Here is an 18,236-nt window from a genome sequence, read left to right on the forward strand (position 1 = left end):
CCTTCTATTGGAAAGTTTTCGGGAGAATTCTATTAAGTTTAATTCACTAGTTTTGAATGGTTTGCTTTTCTGATAAGTTCAGCTGATTTTTTGTTCTATTTATGGTTTTTTTTACTGGTTTTACTGCTCATTTTTAAAAAAATACTAATTAATAGTCTTTTTGAGCATACCCTCCTATGTTATTTTGCTAATATTAGATAGTTTGTGTGTGACTAGAGGCTATTTGTGTGTGCCAACCATCAAAAGTGGTGCACCTAGACCTCCATTTGCGTTCGACTAGAACAAAAAACCGTGCGTCAAGAGTCCGTTTGTGTGCGTCATTCCAAATTATACCCCCTCCCCCCTATCCATTATTAAGTGAAAAGCCGCCATATAAAAAAAGTAGCCACTCCTTCCAACACCCTGGTCAGATAAAGTGGCCGACTTGATTCCTACAACAAAGCTATTTATTCTACCCCTGCCACTCCGTCCAATAAAAACACTTCCCTACCCTTACCTACAAAGGCGAGGCGGTGCAGCGGTCGAGTCATGGCAACGTACAATAATTTTATATCAATTTCTTGCTTTACAAAATTTTCTTCTAACGAACAAATAATTACTGCATCAAATTCTAACCCTTTCGCTAACGTAGCGTGAACAATTACTACATCTTTTTGATTAATTTCCTCGTTCTCACGCAAAAGTTGTGTGGCAAAAGGAGTGCCAACTCCATTCAACAACTTCTCGATATTCTTGCACTCCCGCTCCGTCTTTCCAACAATCGCGATCGTTTTCATTCCTTGACCGCGAAAGTTCTGAATCAACCCATCTAGTTCAGCTGCGACTTCATCCTCTTCACAGGCCAAAAACCTCGGTACTTCGCCGTGACGAACAACCGGTTCTACTTTAGGTAAGTCCATCCGTAACAATGACAATATTTGATTGGCTATATTCATAATTTCTACCGTTGTCCGGTAACTTTTTTGTAACGTCGTATATGTAGCACGTGGGAAAATCTCTTGTTTCACTTTGTGCCAGTCTGTAATGCCTCTATAAGAGTGGATACCTTGGGCTAAGTCACCTACTATTGTAAACATGTCCGTTTCCAAGGCACTTTTCAATGCATATAATTGAAAATAACTATAATCTTGCGCTTCATCAATCACCACATTTTTCACACGTAATTCTTTGTCTACTCCGAACAGCTTATGTCGTAAATACAAAAGTGCAGCCAAATCTTCCAATTCATAAGAACGTTTCGCACGTAGCTTCATGAAGGAATCATACATAAAAGTAATTTGATACTCATCTAGCTCCCCATTACTGTACTTTCTTAACAAAGATTTGCTAGACATTAACCGATCATAATAAGCAAATAGAGTATGTTTATTAATATTTCTAACATAAGCATTCGCCGCTGTCCTAGATTCTTTTTGGATTTCACTCAACATTAGCTCTTTTTTATCCATTGCCTTTATTACATAACTGCGACGTTTCTCTGGATCAACTTTATCGTTAAACAAAGCTTTCTCCAATTTATCATCATAAAACTTCTCCACTTTTAATAGGAGCTTTTTCTTTTCTGTTTTCACATAGTTTTGAAGTACTTCTTTTACTTTTTCTAATCGTCGGTAGTATGGAAGATAACTATATTCCACCTTCATTAATCGAGCTACTTTCTCCGCACTATATAGTTTAAATTGCGACAAGTAAAAGTCATCTTTTGGCACTAATTCTTCTAAAATATCTTTCAAATAACGGTCCAATACATCACGGAACTCAAGTGACCCTTTGTAACTAGCTAACCAATGAACCATTTCTGGATTAGCATGACTGTCATCAATAAATTTCTGTAGTTTTTCTGAAGGTGGTGATAGTTTTACATTTTTGCCGATACAACTTTTCACGTAATCTGTAAAAGTGGATTGTTTAATGTTATCGACTCCCAGCTCCGGTAGTACTTCCGAAATATAATCAATGAACAAATTATTTGGTGCTAATATCATTAATTGCTGCGGTAAGAAATGTTCCGCGTATGTATAAATAAAATAGGATAAACGATGAAGGGCGATTGTTGTTTTCCCACTTCCCGCTGCTCCTTGGACGATAATTGGTTTGTTTAAATCTGCACGAATAATTCTATTTTGTTCTTCTTGAATGGTGGAAACGATATCTGTTAATCGATTGCTTGAGCTTCCTGCTAGCGACTCTTGTAACAACTCGTCTGTTGTTGTTAAGTCTACATCTCTTATATCTTGCAAACTTCCTTCTTCAAAAACAAACTGTCTTTTTAGTGATAAGTAGCCATCAAACTCTTCCTCTTCTGCCACATATGTAACTTCACCTAGTCTGCCATCGTAATAAAGGTTGGCAATGGGAGATCGCCAATCGACGATGATAGGATCTTGTGTTTCCCTATCAAATAATGAGGCTTTTCCAAAATACAATACTTCTTTCGTCTCTTTACCATTACGCAAAAAATCTACCCTAGCAAAATACGGCTTCGGGTAAATTGCTTTAAAATTACGAACCTCTTCTCTCGTTCGTTGCAACAAATTGGTATTTGTTAACATATTAATATAACTAAAACTACTATCTTTAAAATCCGCGCCGTCTAACGTTTCTTTTACGTTCTGTTTAAAGGTTTCTTCGTCGAGTTCTGATGCTTGAATGACAATATCCATATAAGTTCTAGTGAACTGTAGTCGATCTAATTCTTCTGCCATTTGAGGATGCGTTTTCTTTTCTCCCAAAATCGTTCACACTCCAACTTTTTACTTAGGCTATGTAATAAAGCACCCTTTAAACACAGAGCTTATTACTTTCATAAAAGGCAAAAAACCATGAAATGGCCAAGTCCAAATTCCATGGTAATACGTATGTTAGTCCTATGATGTGCAAGTAATTTACAGTTCTATTTCATCTAGAAAATAGATTATATCTCTTTGCAACAATTATTACAACTTTAATTTGTAATAATTGTAAAAAAATATATAATTTTTCGAACTTTTATTATATTATAAATATAGATATAAAATTTATAAAGGGGCTGACTTGCATTGAATAACTATGAAACAAAACACATATTTTTGATCGGCAGTATTGCGGCATTAATTTTTATGCCTTTAATCATCTTATTAGGACCATTTATTTTCCAAGGAATCTTGTTCGATTCTAGGTCTGTATGGCTACTTCAAACACCAACAGAATCTAGATGGATGTTTACCATTGGCTCTGGAGTACTAGCAGTATTCTTATTTTTAGCCTTTTTATTTCACCGAAAAGGTGTTCTAATTACAGTTGCCGGATCAATAATTGCACTAACCTTATTTACATATGGAACTTTAAATTTTCAGTCGATAAGCACAGAGGAAATTGTATGGAGTGAGCCAGGATCATTAAAAGTACAAAAGTACTCGTGGACAGATGTATCTGAAGTTGTTCTTCGAGTACCAGAGCAAAGAGGCGAGTTTCATAAAATGGAATTTTATTTTCATGATGGAAAAGTTGTTAGTTTCGAACGAAATATCGACTTCAACTTAAATTTTTACAGATTCCAAGAATTAAGAATGTACCATAACATTCCTTTTAAAGCGTCAAATAGAATGTAATTCTTATCTAGGTTGATATTCCTATCAACCTGGATTTTTTATTTATACATCCTATGAAAGGTAATAAAAGTAATAATTGTAATATTTTTAAAATATTATGAAACATTCCGGAAATATTATCGTATAATTATGGAAGATAAGTAGTAAGGGGGCATATAAGTCATGAAAAACCATGAATCGAAGCATTATTATATTTTGGCAGGACTTGCTACATTATTAATAATGCCAATTTTAGTTTATGTAGGACCTTTTGTTATGCAAGGGATTTTGTTTGATTCAGCTTCTGTGTTCTTAATAAAAATCCCAACTCACTCTAGGTGGATGTTTGCCATCGGATGCTTAATATTAGCTGCTTTCTTTTTTATTTCTTTTTTCTTTCACCGAAAAGGCATCATTATTTCGATTGTTGGCGTTTTAGCGTCGCTTGTATTCTTTGTAAACGGTACATATTCGTTTCAATTACTCGGCCAAGATGAAATAGCTTGGAGCACTCCCAATACATTAAAAGTAGAAAAGTACGCTTGGACAGAAGTGGAAGAAGTGGTACTTCATATTCCTTCCTACGAGCAGCGCCGCTTTGAAGGCTTAGAACACTTAATGGTATTTACATTCAAAGATGGCAATACGCTAACAATGGTCAGAGATAAAGTATTTACTGATCAAATCGGAAATATAGACGGCTCTATAAGACGTTATCAAGTTTCGTACCGTACAGAAGATATGTAAAAAGCTAGGAATGGTCGTAAAAAACCATTTCTAGCTTTTTCATTTATTGCCTACTACTTGTGTCGACTGCTCTCTTAGCTTAAATTTTTGAATTTTTCCAGATGCAGTCATTGGGAATTGATCGGTAAACTCGATAAATCGAGGAATTTTATGTCGCGATATCTTTCTACATTCTCTAGTGACTCTCCTATCGTTGTGTTTAACAGAGCAGCCATTATTTTCCCCTATATAAATACATGGGCTACATACTATTGTTTTACAAGTTAAGTGAGTCCGATTCATAATGTATGACTACTATACGAAAAGCGAATAATAGCATCGTATTCTGTATTTATACACCTAATAAACGAACATGTTTTTTGTATATAACTAAAATATTTGTTTTTCATTAAACGAACCGTAATTATGAAATTAATTCAAGTATTAACAAAAAATTGCGAATAATTAAAAGGATAACCTATAAAGGAAAACCGATAAAAAGTAGCAAATTCGGATATAAGTATAAGTACTATGTTTAAGATGACAAACTATGAGGTATTAAGACGTATAAGGAATTATATCAAATAAACCCTTAGGAGGAACATTCTATGTTATGGACAGTATTTGTTGTATTACTATTACTTTGGCTTTTAGGTTTTTCATTTGAAATTGCAGGAAACTTAATTCACATCATTCTTGTATTAGCGTTAATTTCTCTCGTATTTAATTTGTTTGCTGGTAGACGAACATAATAAGCTAAACGAAACAAAAGCTTGGACTATTTAGTCCAAGCTTTTTTCTAAAATATTTTTTGCTTTTTGAAGTGGTTTTAGGAATCTTTCTAATAGTCCTACCTTCTTTAATTCCATTTCATTCAATTCTGGTGAGTATAGTTTAATATTGTTTTTTCCGTTATTTTTAGCGAAATACATTGCTTTGTCAGCATTTTCGATTAATGTTTGTTTCGTCTGGCCATCGTCTGGATACATACTGACGCCTATACTTAACGAAATCTTCGCTTCGTTCTCGTGGATCATGTACGGGTTCGAAACATTTTCCAATATCCTTTTTGCTATTTCTTCAATTTCATCTTTATTCGTCTCTTCAAAAACTACGATAAATTCATCTCCACCAATACGAGCAACTAAATCTTCTTCTCTAATACAAGCATTTATTCTCGTCACAACGTCTTTTAGTAGCATATCACCTGCATCGTGTCCTAAAGTGTCATTCACTATTTTGAAGTCATCTAAATCGATAAACATTAACGTAAAATTGTGGTGATGACGCTTTGACCTTGCTAAAGCTTTCTCGATATGTCGGTCTAACGCTTTACGGTTAGGGAGATCCGTTAAGTCATCATGAAAAGCCATCTGCTTTAGTTCTTCTTCCAGTTGTTTCCTTTCAGAAATATCAATTAATTGACCATTTATTTTTAAAATGGAGCCATCCTCGCCTAAAACAGGTTGTGAAATATTTACGATCCACTTGGCACCATGCTCTTTATGCAAGATTCTATATTCTACTCTTGTTGATTCCCCTGCACGTAATTGCTGCTCATTTTTTATAACAATTGGCAAATCTTCTGAATGTATAATGGCTTTCCAAAAATTTGGGTTTTGAATAAATTCATTTGCACTATATCCAGTGATGTCTTCCATTCCTTTTGAGAAGTATGTTTCATTTGTCTTTACATCAAATGAGAAAATCGCACCTTCTAACGAATGGAACAACATTTCATATTCTTGATTTTTATATTGGAGTTTTTCTAGTTCTTTATTTAACTTGTTGTATTCTTCTTTATGTTTGTTCAAGTCTTGTCGTAGACTTATAAGTTGTTTATACATGAACCAACTGCAAACAATCGCCATCATAATAAGAACGCTGTGAATGAAAAGTCCTGTTTTAATGATTAATATTTGATGCAAAAAACTAAAACTTAAAGAAATAACACTAACTGCTATCAATATTTTTGCCTTGTTTCGCATATTTGCACCTTTTTTATCAGATTTTTCCAGAAACGAAAAGTGACAGTATTTTTCCTACATCTATTATATAAGGAAACTTCCCTACTTTTCTACAAAAATCGACATACTGATTTTGGAAAATAAAAAAGAGTTGTGCATCAATACGCACAGCTCTCTCTAACTCTATTTTTTTCTCACTTTTTGAATTAGATTATCATACTCTAATTGGACGATCAGTTCATCAGTTAGTAGTCGCTCTTTCAGTTGATTTAGAACAGCTTTTTCTCGATCACTCATATTCTGTAAATCAAACTTTTTATGAAAAACAGAATATAGTTCATAATCGCGTAGCTTTAAAAACAGTGGAATTCGCTTTAGCCAGTCATCCGACATTTCATATTCCTCTAAATAACCAACTAAGAAATGGTATAGCATCTCTGCACCAAAGGCAGAACGACTTTGTAAATTTTCGTCTCGGTGTACAAACCAGACGGAATAATAAAGAGGTATTGCAATGTCACTCACAAGATAATGATAGCTACTATCATCAAAATCAAAAACGTGTATCTCACCTTCATTGTAAAAGAAGTTACCTGGATGTATGTCTGAATGGATTAAGTTAAACACATCCGGCGATTGTGGCAGTGCTTTTACTATATTTACTAACTTATCCGCCTCTGCTATTAATTTTTGTTCTGGCATATACAGATGAAAATCTATTAAATCATTATCATCCCAACGTAATCTTTTATGGCTTCTAGCTTCATAACTTTGCGTAACTTTGTGCATTTTACCAGTAACTTTCCCCCACAATGTGAAAAGTTTTGATCCAAACAAATCACTTTGCATTTTGACTAACTCACCAGGAGCTTTATCAAACATGCTCACAAAAAAAGAGGAATCCCCTACATCCAGTTGCTCCACTAATCTTCTATTTTCAGAAGTATGGGCAAGAGAAACATTTAATCCGTTAGCATGTAAAAAGTTTATCCAATCTAATTCGGCCTCTACTTCTTCCATTGATCTATGAGAACTATGGGTAAGGCGCAAAATAAATGGTTTGGAATCCTTCGTTACTTCAAAAACATAGTTTTCAAAATCGCCTAATTTCTTTGCCTCCGTACTATCTGCACCGTACTTACCGGCAGCTTTTTTTAATATGTCATCATTAAACAACTGTTCAACCCATTTTTCCATATGGACGCACCTCTTTAAAGAAGATAATTACCTCGTCTTATTTCGTTATACTATTTTCTATTTCCTGCATCTAATTGGAGCTAATTATAGTGATGAAGAAAATAAATAATTCATACATTGAAACGTGGAAACTTTTTACACTAGTGAATCGTATATAAAAATGTAAAACCAAAAATAAAGGGGTGTTTTTAATGGAAACGTTCGGGAGAGGTTGTCTTTATATCGTTATTGGTTTTTTTGCCCTATTTCTACTAGCACTGGTGACACAGAGTCATATTAATATTCCATTCTTTATTGCAATTCCGCTTATCATTCTAGCTTTCTGGATGGCTAAAAAGAAAACAGATGAAAAAAGTAACGAAGAATAAAGAAAAGCCTATTGTTAGTGTTCATAGAGCTTAACAATAGGCTTCATTGGTTTTTTTATATTTTCTTTACGAATTCGGACTTTAACTTCATTGCACCAAGACCGTCAATTTTACAATCAATATCATGGTCGCCATCCACTAGTTTTATATTTTTTACTCTTGTACCCATTTTCACAACTAAGGAGCTACCTTTCACTTTTAAATCTTTAATAACAGTTACTGTATCGCCATCATTCAAGACGTTTCCATTCGAATCTTTTATTACGTTCTCTTCTATCATTTCTGATTCGGATTCTACAGACCACTCATGAGCACATTCTGGGCAAACATAAAGCATTGCATCTTCGTATGTATATTCTGAACTGCATTTTGGACAGTTTGGTATAGTTGCCATTACTTTTTCCTCACTTTCCTAACATTCCATACTCATTTTACCACAAGAAAAATGAAGAGTATGGCCATAACCCATACCCTTCTACTTATAATTTACTTATAATCATTCATTGTAAGTTTTTATATTATTTCTTCCTGCTTCTTTTGCCTCATACAATGCTTTATCTGCTCTTCTCATTAAATCCTGCGAACTATCTCCATGGTACGGATAATAGGCAACTCCAATACTAGATGTCGTATTAAATTCATGACCTTCAATATTCCAAGGTGTTTGCAAAGAAGCTAGAATCCTTTCAGCAATCATAATCGCATCTTGCTCTTCTTTTATTTCTGATAACAAGATGATAAACTCATCTCCACCTTGTCGAGCTAGCGTGTCACTTTCTCTTAAACTATGTTGTACTCTTTTAGCAAACTGTACGAGCAATTCATCGCCAATATCATGCCCAAGTGAATCGTTAATTTGCTTAAATTTGTCCATATCCATATAGAGAAGAGCAAATTTACGATGATATCTTTCTGCATCTTTTATATTTTGATCTAGCCTTTCTTGGAAAAGTCTTCGATTCGGTATACCTGTAAGTGGGTCATGGTAGGCCATTTCAGCTAACTTTGCTTCATACATTTTTCGCTCTGTTACATTTCTTGATATAACTTGAATATGCAAAAGGTTGCCTTCTTCATCTAATACCGGCTTACCATATGCTTCTACCCAAACATCTTGACCGTTTGCATGTTTAAAGCGAAACTCAGCAACTCGGTTTTCTTTTAACATGACCGCTTCTCCAAACTTCTTAGTAACACCTTCAAAGTCTTCCTGGTGTATTAAATGAAAGGGATCCTTTCCTACTAAGTCTCGTGGGTGAAACCCTAATACTAACTTGTATGAAGGAGAAACATATTGATACACTCTATCAGGACCTATAATAGACACTAGATCTGTCATATTTTCCGCAATTAATCGATACTTTGCTTCACTTTCTTTTAGTTGGTTTTCTGTTTTCTTTAAATCTGTTAAATCTTTTGCAATACCATACACCCCAATAATTTCACCGTTTACAATAATAGGTACATTCGTTACATTTAACGGAATGATTCGCCCTGATTTATGATAGATTCTACACTCGTAGCTCTGAGGCACACCATTCGCCGCTTTTTTAAACTGTTCATTTGTATAGTCTAAACATTGAGGGAGAACCATTTGTCCGTAATGTTTCCCGTATGCTTCTTGTATTTGATAACCTGTAATTTTCTCAAACATTGGATTAGCGCTTAAAAAGTTGCCATCCTTTTCCATTGTAAAGACTGCATTATAATTGTATTCATATAACGATTGATAACGCTGTTTACTTATTTGTAAAGCTTCCTCTACTTGCTTTTCGCCTGATATATCATTACGAATCGAAACATATTGATATGGTTTTCCTTCACTATTTAGAAACGGTACAATGGTTGTATATACCCAATAAATGCTACCATCTTTCGCTCGGTTCTGAATTTTCCCGTGCCATGTCTTCCCTATTGCAATCGTTTGCCACATTTCTTTAAAAAACTTTTTTGGATGGTACCCTGAATTTACTATTCGATGGTCTTTGCCTAGTAATTCTTCTTCACTATACTTTGAGATTTCACAAAACTGTTTATTCACAAACGTTATAACACCTTTATGGTCTGTTATAGCAATAATGGACGACTCATCTAGTGCTCTCGTAACATCTTCTAGTTCCTTTTTTGAGGACTTCAATGCTATCTCGCTAATATTCAATTTTTGATCAGATTTCTTTTTTTCTTTCATAGAAATTTTAGACACAAGTATAAATAAGAACACTGCTGTTACTAAAACATACAGTACTTTTTTAATGAATAATATCATGGAACCTAATCTAGGGTCTGTTATAAAATTTTCAATTAAATAGTCTGATAGAAAGATCCAAATAACTCCTGCAATAACATATAGCAGAGTGATTTGTAATGGGGTTTTATAGTGAATATAGCAATTTATTATACTTTCCTTTTTCATTAACTTTTCTCCTTTGGTAGCCCAGCCGTCATAGCATTACACCTTAGACCTGTGGCTTTGCGTCCTTATTTTTCAACAAGTATGCCTTTTTCAAATGACGTACATATTGTTTTAAATGTATCATTTTACTACAATTTGCGACAGTACCTAATTTTTACAATCCCCTAAAACATTTCAATCTAAAAGCACACAAAAAGACGAAACCTATTTAAGTACTACTAGATTTGCGACTATAGAATATCAAAACAAAGATTTTAACTGAATATATTTTCCTATATAACACAAGTAAATACTATCACACTTGATTCTCATTTTATAGTTCTATACTCCTATATTTTGTTATTTATTGATTTTTCTAAGCATAAAAAAGACGAAAGCAAGGAATGTTTATCCTTACTTTCGCCTATCCATAATTTATTATTATTCTACTGTTACTGATTTTGCAAGGTTACGTGGTTTGTCTACGTCACAGTCTCTGTGAAGAGCTGCGTAGTAAGCGATAAGTTGTAATGGGATTACAGATACTAAAGGAGATAATAAGTCGTAAACTTTTGGTACAACAAAGCTATCTTCTTCTGTTTCTAAACCTTTCATGGAGATGATGCAAGGATTAGCTCCACGTGCTACAACTTCTTTAACGTTTCCACGAATGCTTAAGTCTACATGCTCCTGCGTAGAAATAGCAATAACAGGCGTACCTTCTTCAATTAACGCGATTGTACCGTGTTTTAACTCTCCACCAGCGAAACCTTCCGCTTGGATGTATGAGATTTCTTTTAACTTAAGTGCACCTTCTAAACCTACATAGAAGTCTACTGTGCGTCCGATAAAGAAACAGTTTCTTGTTGTAGATAAGAATTTGCGAGCGATATCTTCTACTTCTTCTTTCATGTTACATAGTACTTCCATTGCATTGGCAACGATGCCTAGCTCTTGAACTAAATCAAAGTCTAGCTCCATACCTTTTGTTTCTGCCGTCACTGTAGCTAAAATAGCTAACACACCTAATTGAGCTGTATATGCTTTTGTTGACGCAACAGCAATCTCAGGGCCAGCATGTAATAATAACGTGTAGTCCGCTTCACGAGATAGTGTAGATCCAGGAACGTTTGTAATGGTTAATGCTTTGTAGCCTAATTCTTTCACTTGTACTAATACTGCACGGCTATCTGCTGTTTCTCCAGACTGAGAAATAAAGATAAATAACGGACGTTCAGAAAGGATTGGCATATTGTAGTTGAATTCACTTGCTACGTGTACTTCAACTGGTACTTTTGCAAGTTGTTCAATCATTTGTTTTCCAACAAGACCTGCGTGGTAGCTAGTACCTGCAGCAATAATATATAAACGATCAGCTTCGTTGATAGCACCGATGATTTTTTCATCGATTGCTAATTTGCCATTTTCACTTTGATATTTTTGGATAAGCTTACGCATTACTAATGGCTGCTCATCAATTTCTTTTAACATGTAATGTGGGTATGTGCCTTTTTCAATGTCGCTAGCATCTAACTCCGCTGTGTAAGGAGCACGCTCAACGATTTCACCATTTAATTTTTTAATCGTTACCGATTCACGCTTTACGATAACCATTTCTTTGTCCATTAGTTCCACGAATTGATCCGTTACTTGTAACATTGCCATTGCATCACTTGCAACTACGTTAAAGTTATCTTGACCAACACCTACTAATAATGGGCTTTTATTTTTTCCAACATAAATGGTATCTGGCTCTTCGTTGTCTACTAAAGCAATCGCATAAGATCCTTTTAATATAGAAAGAGTTTGACGAAGTGCTTCTTCCACTGTGCTTCCTTCATTAACAAACTTATCGATAATTTGTACGATTACTTCTGTATCTGTATCACTTACAAGCGTTACATCTTGTAGATATTCACGTTTTAGAATAGCATAGTTTTCGATAACACCGTTGTGCACTAATGTAAGACGCTTTGATTCACTTTGGTGTGGATGAGCATTCACCTTACTTGGAACTCCATGTGTTGCCCAACGCGTGTGACCAATACCAACTGTTGCTGTAACATCCGTTTTCACTACTTCACGTAGGTCAGCGATACGACCTTTTTCTTTAAATACGTGAACTCCATTTTCGTTCACTACAGCAATACCAGCAGAATCATAACCACGGTATTCTAATTTTTCTAAGCCCTTTAATAAAATTTCTTTCGTATCTTGAGTTCCAATATAACCAACAATTCCGCACATAAGTTGTTTTCCTCCCGTAATTGTAGGGACAAGAAGACATACCTTAAGTAAGGGCCATCTTGCCCCCACATTTCATGTTTTATCATTTTTTCAACCATGCACTTATCTTTTGTACAAAAAGTCACCTTTTTGTTTTAAATAAATGCTTTCAGTTTGGTTGTAAACTGGGAGGTATCCGCCGAACTTCTCGATAATCCTCCTCCTCGTCAACTAAGCTAATTTTCGAACGTTGCTTAGTTCAGGCGCTTTAAAAATATAGTGAATAATGTCGCTCCTTTCTTTTTTAAAATAACATGTTTAATCTTACACACATATTCAAATTACGTCAATAGAACTGTCATTCTCTTTCCAAATCTGTAATAAGATGAAACAAACTCATATAAAAAAGATATGCGTTGACGGCTCTTATGGTGCCATTTACGCATATCTTTCTTCTAACCTCTTTTAACCTATTCTAAACCCATCTCTTCTTGAACCACCGCAACTATTTTATTAACATATTCAAAGCATAGTTCCTCCGTTGGAGCTTCTGCCATTACACGTACTAAAGATTCTGTCCCAGAAGGACGAACTAGAACTCGACCATCTCCAGCCATTTTTGCTTCCACATCTTCTATAACAGCTTTAACTCGTGCATTTTCTGTCACACGGTGTTTATCTGTTACTTTCACGTTAACAAGTAACTGAGGGAATTTATTCATTTCAGAAGCAAGTACTGAAAGACTCTTTTTCGTTGCTTTCATAATGTTAACTAACTGTAAACCTGTTAACATACCATCACCAGTTGTAATGTAGTCTAAGAAAATGATATGGCCGGATTGCTCTCCACCTAGCTGATAGTTACCCTTTTTCATTTCTTCTACAACATAACGATCTCCAACTGCTGTTTGTTTTGTTTCTATCTCATTTACTTCTAAACCTTTATAGAATCCAAGGTTACTCATGACAGTTGAAACAACCGTTTTATGACGCAAACGATTTTGACTGTTTAAATATTTTGCACAAATAAACATAATTTGATCGCCATCAACAATTTGTCCTTTTTCATCTATAGCAATAATTCTATCACCGTCACCATCGAAAGCTAATCCTATGTCCGCACCTTTTTCCACCACTAGCTTAGCAAGTTGCTCTGGATGAGTAGAGCCTACCCCTTCGTTAATGTTTAGGCCGTTCGGAGATGTTCCCATCGTCGTAATATCCGCGTCTAAATCAGCAAACAAGTGAGTTGCAAGGGACGACGTAGCACCGTGTGCACAGTCTAATGCGATATGTAGACCGGTGAATTCTTCGTCAACAGTTTGTTTTAAATATTGTAAGTACTTTTGACCACCTTCGAAATAGTCATTAACTTGCCCTATTTCTCCACCTACTGGTCTTGGAAGTTCATCTTGCTCTGCATCTAGTAGTGCTTCGATTTCCGCTTCTTGTTCATCAGAAAGCTTAAAACCATCTGGTCCAAAAAACTTAATACCGTTATCTTGCACAGGGTTATGAGAGGCAGAAATCATAACACCAGCTTGTGCACCAAGAGCTTTTGTTAAGTAGGCTACTCCAGGAGTAGAAATAACACCTAAACGCATTACTTCTGCACCAATGGATAGAAGTCCTGCAACTAATGCTCCTTCTAACATATGTCCAGATATTCTAGTATCACGTCCAATTAAAACTTTTGGTCTCGTTTGGTCTTTCGTTAATACGTAACCACCGTATCTCCCTACTTTAAATGCTAATTCAGGAGTAAGTTCTGAGTTGGCTACACCACGAACTCCATCCGTTCCAAAATATTTACCCATTATAATTCTCTCCTTTTTCGTCACTACTTGAGTCCGTTTCATAATGTATGACTACTATACGAAAAACGAATGATAGCATAGCATTCTGAATATATACACCTTAAAAAACGAGCATATTATTATGAATTACACTAAAATATTCGTTTTTCATTAAACGAACCGTAATTATGAAATTGATTACTTAATTTTCCGTTATGGAAATTCGCACATTTCTCCTCGGTAATTCCCATGAAATATTTTGTGGTCCATTTACTTCTAGTGGGACATCATGTTCCCCTATACCAAGGTCTGTCACATTTATATATAGTTCCATATCTTCACTACTTACATCTTCTAACACACTAGGAGCTCCTAATATTGTCAAATCGATAACTCCATTTTCCGGATTAACAAACGCTAACTCTAACCCTGAAGACAGGCCGATATAATTTACCGATTTACTTAAGAACGTTTTTTGTGTTTCTTTTTCAACTTCCACTCTTATTGTAATTTTTTCCGGGACAACTCTTCTTACTCCATCTGGTACTGGAATTTCTACTTCTATTTCTGTTGTTTCATCAATCTCTGTTAAATCTATATCGATGTTATCAATAAACTCTATACTATCAATCACACTCTTCGGTCCGTATATTGTCACTTCTGATGGAACAGGTTCTATTCTTGTTATGCTTAGATTTTGCTTAAGTGACCCTTTTCGATTTATACGAAGAGGTACTGATTTATTTGGACTAGTAACAGGTACCGAAACATCTACTACTGGTGGCTCGACTTCGACATTCAATGTGTTTCCTTCACGATCGTAAACAACAACGCGGGACTGTTGCTCCATTGATTCATTCGCACCCTTTAAATCAACTCTAGCTTTCACAAGAGCAATTCTACTAATTAGTTCACTTGAGCCTGTAACCTTAACAATATTCGGTTTAACGATTGGCTGCTCTGCTTGGTAGCCTTCTTCTATTTGATGTAAATTAATGAAATCCACTTCTACAGGAAAATCTCGAGTTACTTTTTCGTGAATGGTAACAGTTGTATAGCTTGGTTCAATTTTCACCGTTAATTTATCGGATAAATTTCTATATTGCAGTGGCACTTGATGTGTTCCTAAATCTAAATCTACTAAGTTAACAAACACTTCTAAGTCCCGCTGCATGGCAGCTGGCTTAACTATACTTGTTGGACCTTCTAACGTCACCGTTACATTTTGAGGTACACCTGAAACGACAAGATTTTCCCTGTCAAAATAGGCATTCACTGCTATGTCGGTAATTGTTTCAGTGTCTCTACTTGAAACGGTAAACGTATTATCAAAAGGTTGTGACGGGTTTGTATCAATATTAATTGACATATATAGCATAAAAGCTAATAGTAGGGCAATAATCTTCATGAACCAACGATTTTCAATAAATTTATCCATCTTTCTTCCCCCTCCATTGCCAACGTGTTGAGGAAGCATTCTTCGATGTTGCTTGCAGTTCCTTCGTTAATAGTTCACTAAATGCGTTTGGGTCTAAATCTCTATGTAACTCTCCATTTTTCGTAAGCGAAATACTACCTGTTTCTTCTGACACGACAATTGTTAAACTATCTGTCACTTCACTTATTCCAAGTGCTGCTCGATGTCTTGTCCCTAGTTCTTTTGAGATAAAAGGGCTTTCCGATAAAGGCAAATAGCATGCTGCTGCTGCAACCTGGTTTTTCTGTAAAATAACTGCTCCATCATGTAATGGTGTATTCGGAATAAAGACGTTTATTAACAACTCCGATGATATCTTTGCATTAAGCGGTATCCCTGTTTCTATGTAATCTCCCATACCCGTTTCTCTCTCGATGGATATTAAGGCTCCAATACGCCTTTTTGCCATATACTGAACAGATTTCACAACAGCTTCCACTGTTTTCACATGTTCTTCCTCTTCCGGCACTCCGCTTCTTGAGAAAAGTTTACCTCTTCCTAATTGCTCAAGAGCACGTCGTAACTCTGGTTGGAAAATAATAATAACCGCCAAAAATCCCCATGTAAGTGCCTGATCCATTAACCATTGCAACGTACTAAGTCCTAAAAAGCTACTAAGTATACGTACGATAACGATGACAGTAATCCCTTTTAATAGTTGTACTGCTTTCGTACCTTTAATGACAATAATCAGCTTATATATTACAAACCAAACTAATAGTATATCTAAAATGCTTATAAAATAGGATAAGATTGGATAATCTCCAACTGGTATTCCAAAAGGCATTTTCACACTTCCTTTAACAGTACAAGATTGATCTATTAAGTACGAAAACGTAACATTCCTATTATATCATATTTTTTAACAAAACTTACAATGATAAAAAGGGTAACTCCTTATCCAAATGGAATTACCCTTTTTCTTTATTTAAATATATTTAAAGCTTTAGAAAACGTATCTTTCATTGTAAACCACATGTACTCAAAAAGTTCGTTAATTTCTTGAATATCACCAGTTACATTACCAGCTGAAGCAAGATAGTTTTCTCCATTTAGTATTTCACCGTTTATCACAATTACATTCCCTTTTACTTCTCCATCCACTTGCAAATTACCATTTCTGACAGTAACATCACCTTCAATAATTTCCCCTTTTGGAACAACAACCGTGTTGTTTTCAATTAACAAGTTCGGCTGATTAGAAAACGAAAGTTTATTATCGTCTTGCCATCCTCCAATAAAGCTGCCTCCCATTAATAGGAGGAAAATAGACGCAGCTACTAAAAACGGATGCGAACGAACCCATCGATTAACACTAATAGATTTTTTCTCTTTTGGTAAATTACTTAATACATTTTGCGTGAAATTACTTGGCGCAGCAATATGTGAAGTACTTTGCACTAAACAAATAGCTTTTTCTATCTCATGGAAGTGTTGATAGCAGTCATGACAATTTTGAAGATGTGACTTCAATACTTTTTCCTTTTCAACATCCAAATCACCGTCTAAGTAATCATGCATATAATTTTTTATATGCGTTGGACATTTCTCCATTTTAAATGGCACCTCCAGGACTAAACATTACGTAACTGTTGTCTAAGAGCTTCTCGCCCACGGTGTATTCTCGTTTTAACCGTACCAACAGGTAGTTCTAAAATTTCACTTATTTCTTTTAAAGATAGTTCATCAATATATTTAAGTACAATCACTGATCGATATTTATCAGGTAGACTTAAAATTTGTTGTTGTATTTCTTCTTGAAGTTCGAGGCTTTGCAGTTCTTCTTCTGGTAATTGTACATCGGCAGCAACTTGTGAGTACATAGTTAAACCTTCTGTTCCAGCCACTTCAGCATCTAAGTAATAATCTGGCTTCTTTTTTCTAATTCTGTCTATGGTGAGGTTAGTAGCAATTCGATACAACCAAGTTGAAAACTTTCTATTCGTATCGTATGTGTGAATGTTCATATACGCACGTATAAACGCTTCTTGTGCTATATCCTCTGCCTCATGAGCGTTCCCTACCATTCTGTAACTAAGTTGATAAATCTTATCTTTAAATAAATCGACGATTTCGCCGAAAGCATCTTGATCGCCTTTTTTTATTTGCTTTATTCTCTTTTTAATTATCTCTTCCATACCTTACCTCCGCTGTTGGCGGTCCTCTATAATACGAACCAAGCCTAAAAAGGTTTCATTCTCCCTAAAATTTATTTTAACAAATAATCCCTAATATTGTTTAAAAAAGGTTTATAAAAATTTGAACACGGGTAAATAAGGGTAAATAGTACTAGTAATTAACTATAAGAGGTGATGACATGCCACATACATTATGCCAATTAAAAGATGCAATAGAAAAAAAACGTACCGAGATGATAAACTTATCAGCCAGTCACCACTTACAATCACAAGAAGTTATCGAAGCAAGCACAACACTCGATACACTTATTAACCAATACATAAACTTAAAACATAAACGAAAATCAGCAACGTATTAATTACGTTGCTGATTTTCCTAT

16 protein-coding genes, 1 pseudogene and 1 riboswitch are annotated in these 18,236 nt (G+C 35.0%); of the genes and pseudogenes, 5 read left to right on the forward strand and 12 right to left on the reverse strand.

Translation table 11 applies throughout. From position 1 onward, the window contains the following. Positions 1-446: 446 nt before the first annotated feature. Positions 447-2,732, reverse strand: a complete 2,286-nt coding sequence (gene helD / locus CDZ92_RS14615) for an RNA polymerase recycling motor HelD (RefSeq protein WP_255249830.1) — start codon at positions 2,730-2,732, stop codon at positions 447-449. Positions 2,733-3,038: 306 nt separating this feature from the next. Here helD and CDZ92_RS14620 point away from each other — a divergent pair, with 306 nt between their 5' ends. Together CDZ92_RS14620 and CDZ92_RS14625 are read left to right on the forward strand one after the other, a co-directional pair. After that, positions 3,039-3,590, forward strand: coding sequence for a hypothetical protein (locus tag CDZ92_RS14620; protein WP_096155911.1), 552 nt, complete (start codon positions 3,039-3,041; stop codon positions 3,588-3,590). 162 nt (positions 3,591-3,752) lie between these two features. Continuing rightward, on the forward strand, positions 3,753-4,316 hold the full coding sequence (locus tag CDZ92_RS14625; protein ID WP_096155912.1) for a hypothetical protein: 564 nt from the start codon (positions 3,753-3,755) through the stop codon (positions 4,314-4,316). 39 nt (positions 4,317-4,355) lie between these two features. On the opposite strand, the pseudogene CDZ92_RS20620 reads toward CDZ92_RS14625, so the two are convergent. After that, positions 4,356-4,487: pseudogene (locus CDZ92_RS20620) on the reverse strand (hypothetical protein); the annotation flags it as partial. A 416-nt stretch (positions 4,488-4,903) separates the two neighbouring features. Between CDZ92_RS20620 and CDZ92_RS19700 the strand changes: the two are divergent. Beyond that, complete coding sequence (locus CDZ92_RS19700; protein WP_141395233.1) at positions 4,904-5,047, forward strand: lmo0937 family membrane protein; 144 nt, start codon at positions 4,904-4,906, stop codon at positions 5,045-5,047. 30 nt (positions 5,048-5,077) lie between these two features. On the opposite strand, the gene CDZ92_RS14635 is transcribed toward CDZ92_RS19700, so the two are convergent. Both CDZ92_RS14635 and CDZ92_RS14640 read right to left on the reverse strand, forming a co-directional pair. Then, a complete protein-coding gene (locus CDZ92_RS14635; RefSeq protein ID WP_096155914.1) occupies positions 5,078-6,283 on the reverse strand; it encodes a sensor domain-containing protein in 1,206 nt (401 codons plus the stop codon). A 162-nt stretch (positions 6,284-6,445) separates the two neighbouring features. Beyond that, on the reverse strand, positions 6,446-7,459 hold the full coding sequence (locus CDZ92_RS14640) for a phosphotransferase enzyme family protein (RefSeq protein ID WP_096155915.1): 1,014 nt from the start codon (positions 7,457-7,459) through the stop codon (positions 6,446-6,448). A 191-nt stretch (positions 7,460-7,650) separates the two neighbouring features. Between CDZ92_RS14640 and CDZ92_RS20095 the strand changes: the two genes are divergently transcribed. Continuing rightward, positions 7,651-7,827: a hypothetical protein gene (locus CDZ92_RS20095; RefSeq protein WP_176483787.1), complete on the forward strand. Its 177-nt coding sequence runs from the start codon at positions 7,651-7,653 to the stop codon at positions 7,825-7,827. Between the two features lie 55 nt (positions 7,828-7,882). On the opposite strand, the gene CDZ92_RS14645 is transcribed toward CDZ92_RS20095, so the two are convergent. The 8 genes from CDZ92_RS14645 to sigW form a co-directional block, all read right to left on the reverse strand. After that, positions 7,883-8,221, reverse strand: a complete 339-nt coding sequence (locus tag CDZ92_RS14645) for a zinc ribbon domain-containing protein YjdM (protein WP_096155916.1) — start codon at positions 8,219-8,221, stop codon at positions 7,883-7,885. 102 nt (positions 8,222-8,323) lie between these two features. Then, complete coding sequence (locus CDZ92_RS19705; protein ID WP_141395234.1) at positions 8,324-10,240, reverse strand: sensor domain-containing protein; 1,917 nt, start codon at positions 10,238-10,240, stop codon at positions 8,324-8,326. A gap of 12 nt (positions 10,241-10,252) precedes the next feature. After that, a riboswitch (cyclic di-GMP riboswitch) is annotated at positions 10,253-10,336 on the reverse strand. Positions 10,337-10,660: 324 nt separating this feature from the next. Beyond that, positions 10,661-12,466, reverse strand: coding sequence for a glutamine--fructose-6-phosphate transaminase (isomerizing) (gene glmS / locus CDZ92_RS14660; protein WP_096155917.1), 1,806 nt, complete (start codon positions 12,464-12,466; stop codon positions 10,661-10,663). Positions 12,467-12,915: 449 nt separating this feature from the next. Next, the gene (gene glmM / locus CDZ92_RS14665) at positions 12,916-14,262 is read right to left on the reverse strand and encodes a phosphoglucosamine mutase (protein WP_096155918.1); all 1,347 of its coding nucleotides are present in this window, start codon (positions 14,260-14,262) and stop codon (positions 12,916-12,918) included. Positions 14,263-14,443: 181 nt separating this feature from the next. After that, a complete protein-coding gene (locus tag CDZ92_RS14670) occupies positions 14,444-15,679 on the reverse strand; it encodes a CdaR family protein (protein WP_096155919.1) in 1,236 nt (411 codons plus the stop codon). Beyond that, positions 15,672-16,505 carry a diadenylate cyclase CdaA gene (gene cdaA / locus CDZ92_RS14675; protein WP_157842802.1) on the reverse strand — a complete coding sequence of 278 codons (834 nt, stop codon included), beginning with the start codon at positions 16,503-16,505 and terminating at the stop codon, positions 15,672-15,674. The genes CDZ92_RS14670 and cdaA overlap by 8 nt, the downstream gene beginning before the upstream one ends. Before the next feature lie 137 nt (positions 16,506-16,642). Continuing rightward, positions 16,643-17,272: an anti-sigma factor family protein gene (locus tag CDZ92_RS14680; RefSeq protein ID WP_096155921.1), complete on the reverse strand. Its 630-nt coding sequence runs from the start codon at positions 17,270-17,272 to the stop codon at positions 16,643-16,645. A gap of 20 nt (positions 17,273-17,292) precedes the next feature. Beyond that, positions 17,293-17,856: an RNA polymerase sigma factor SigW gene (gene sigW, locus CDZ92_RS14685; RefSeq protein WP_096155922.1), complete on the reverse strand. Its 564-nt coding sequence runs from the start codon at positions 17,854-17,856 to the stop codon at positions 17,293-17,295. A gap of 179 nt (positions 17,857-18,035) precedes the next feature. Here sigW and CDZ92_RS14690 point away from each other — a divergent pair, with 179 nt between their 5' ends. Next, entirely contained in the window at positions 18,036-18,215 is a 180-nt protein-coding gene (locus tag CDZ92_RS14690; RefSeq protein WP_096155924.1) for an aspartyl-phosphate phosphatase Spo0E family protein, read from the forward strand. Positions 18,216-18,236: the final 21 nt, after the last annotated feature.

The sequence above is a fragment of the Bacillus sp. FJAT-45066 genome (assembly GCF_002335755.1).
GTDB classification, from domain to species: domain Bacteria; phylum Bacillota; class Bacilli; order Bacillales; family Bacillaceae_I; genus Bacillus_CD; species Bacillus_CD alkalisoli.

Excerpts from the sequence above, each read along its gene's own strand:
- glmS (WP_096155917.1), bottom strand. The coding sequence starts at position 12,466 with ATGTGCGGAATTGTTGGTTATATTGGAACTCAAGATACGAAAGAAATT.
- CDZ92_RS14690 (WP_096155924.1), top strand. The coding sequence starts at position 18,036 with ATGCCACATACATTATGCCAATTAAAAGATGCAATAGAAAAAAAACGT.
- CDZ92_RS14680 (WP_096155921.1), bottom strand. The coding sequence starts at position 17,272 with ATGGAGAAATGTCCAACGCATATAAAAAATTATATGCATGATTACTTA.
- sigW (WP_096155922.1), bottom strand. The coding sequence starts at position 17,856 with ATGGAAGAGATAATTAAAAAGAGAATAAAGCAAATAAAAAAAGGCGAT.
- CDZ92_RS14635 (WP_096155914.1), bottom strand. The coding sequence starts at position 6,283 with ATGCGAAACAAGGCAAAAATATTGATAGCAGTTAGTGTTATTTCTTTA.
- CDZ92_RS20095 (WP_176483787.1), top strand. The coding sequence starts at position 7,651 with ATGGAAACGTTCGGGAGAGGTTGTCTTTATATCGTTATTGGTTTTTTT.
- cdaA (WP_157842802.1), bottom strand. The coding sequence starts at position 16,505 with ATGCCTTTTGGAATACCAGTTGGAGATTATCCAATCTTATCCTATTTT.
- CDZ92_RS14645 (WP_096155916.1), bottom strand. The coding sequence starts at position 8,221 with ATGGCAACTATACCAAACTGTCCAAAATGCAGTTCAGAATATACATAC.
- glmM (WP_096155918.1), bottom strand. The coding sequence starts at position 14,262 with ATGGGTAAATATTTTGGAACGGATGGAGTTCGTGGTGTAGCCAACTCA.
- CDZ92_RS14670 (WP_096155919.1), bottom strand. The coding sequence starts at position 15,679 with ATGGATAAATTTATTGAAAATCGTTGGTTCATGAAGATTATTGCCCTA.
- CDZ92_RS19705 (WP_141395234.1), bottom strand. The coding sequence starts at position 10,240 with ATGAAAAAGGAAAGTATAATAAATTGCTATATTCACTATAAAACCCCA.
- CDZ92_RS14625 (WP_096155912.1), top strand. The coding sequence starts at position 3,753 with ATGAAAAACCATGAATCGAAGCATTATTATATTTTGGCAGGACTTGCT.
- CDZ92_RS19700 (WP_141395233.1), top strand. The coding sequence starts at position 4,904 with ATGTTATGGACAGTATTTGTTGTATTACTATTACTTTGGCTTTTAGGT.
- CDZ92_RS14640 (WP_096155915.1), bottom strand. The coding sequence starts at position 7,459 with ATGGAAAAATGGGTTGAACAGTTGTTTAATGATGACATATTAAAAAAA.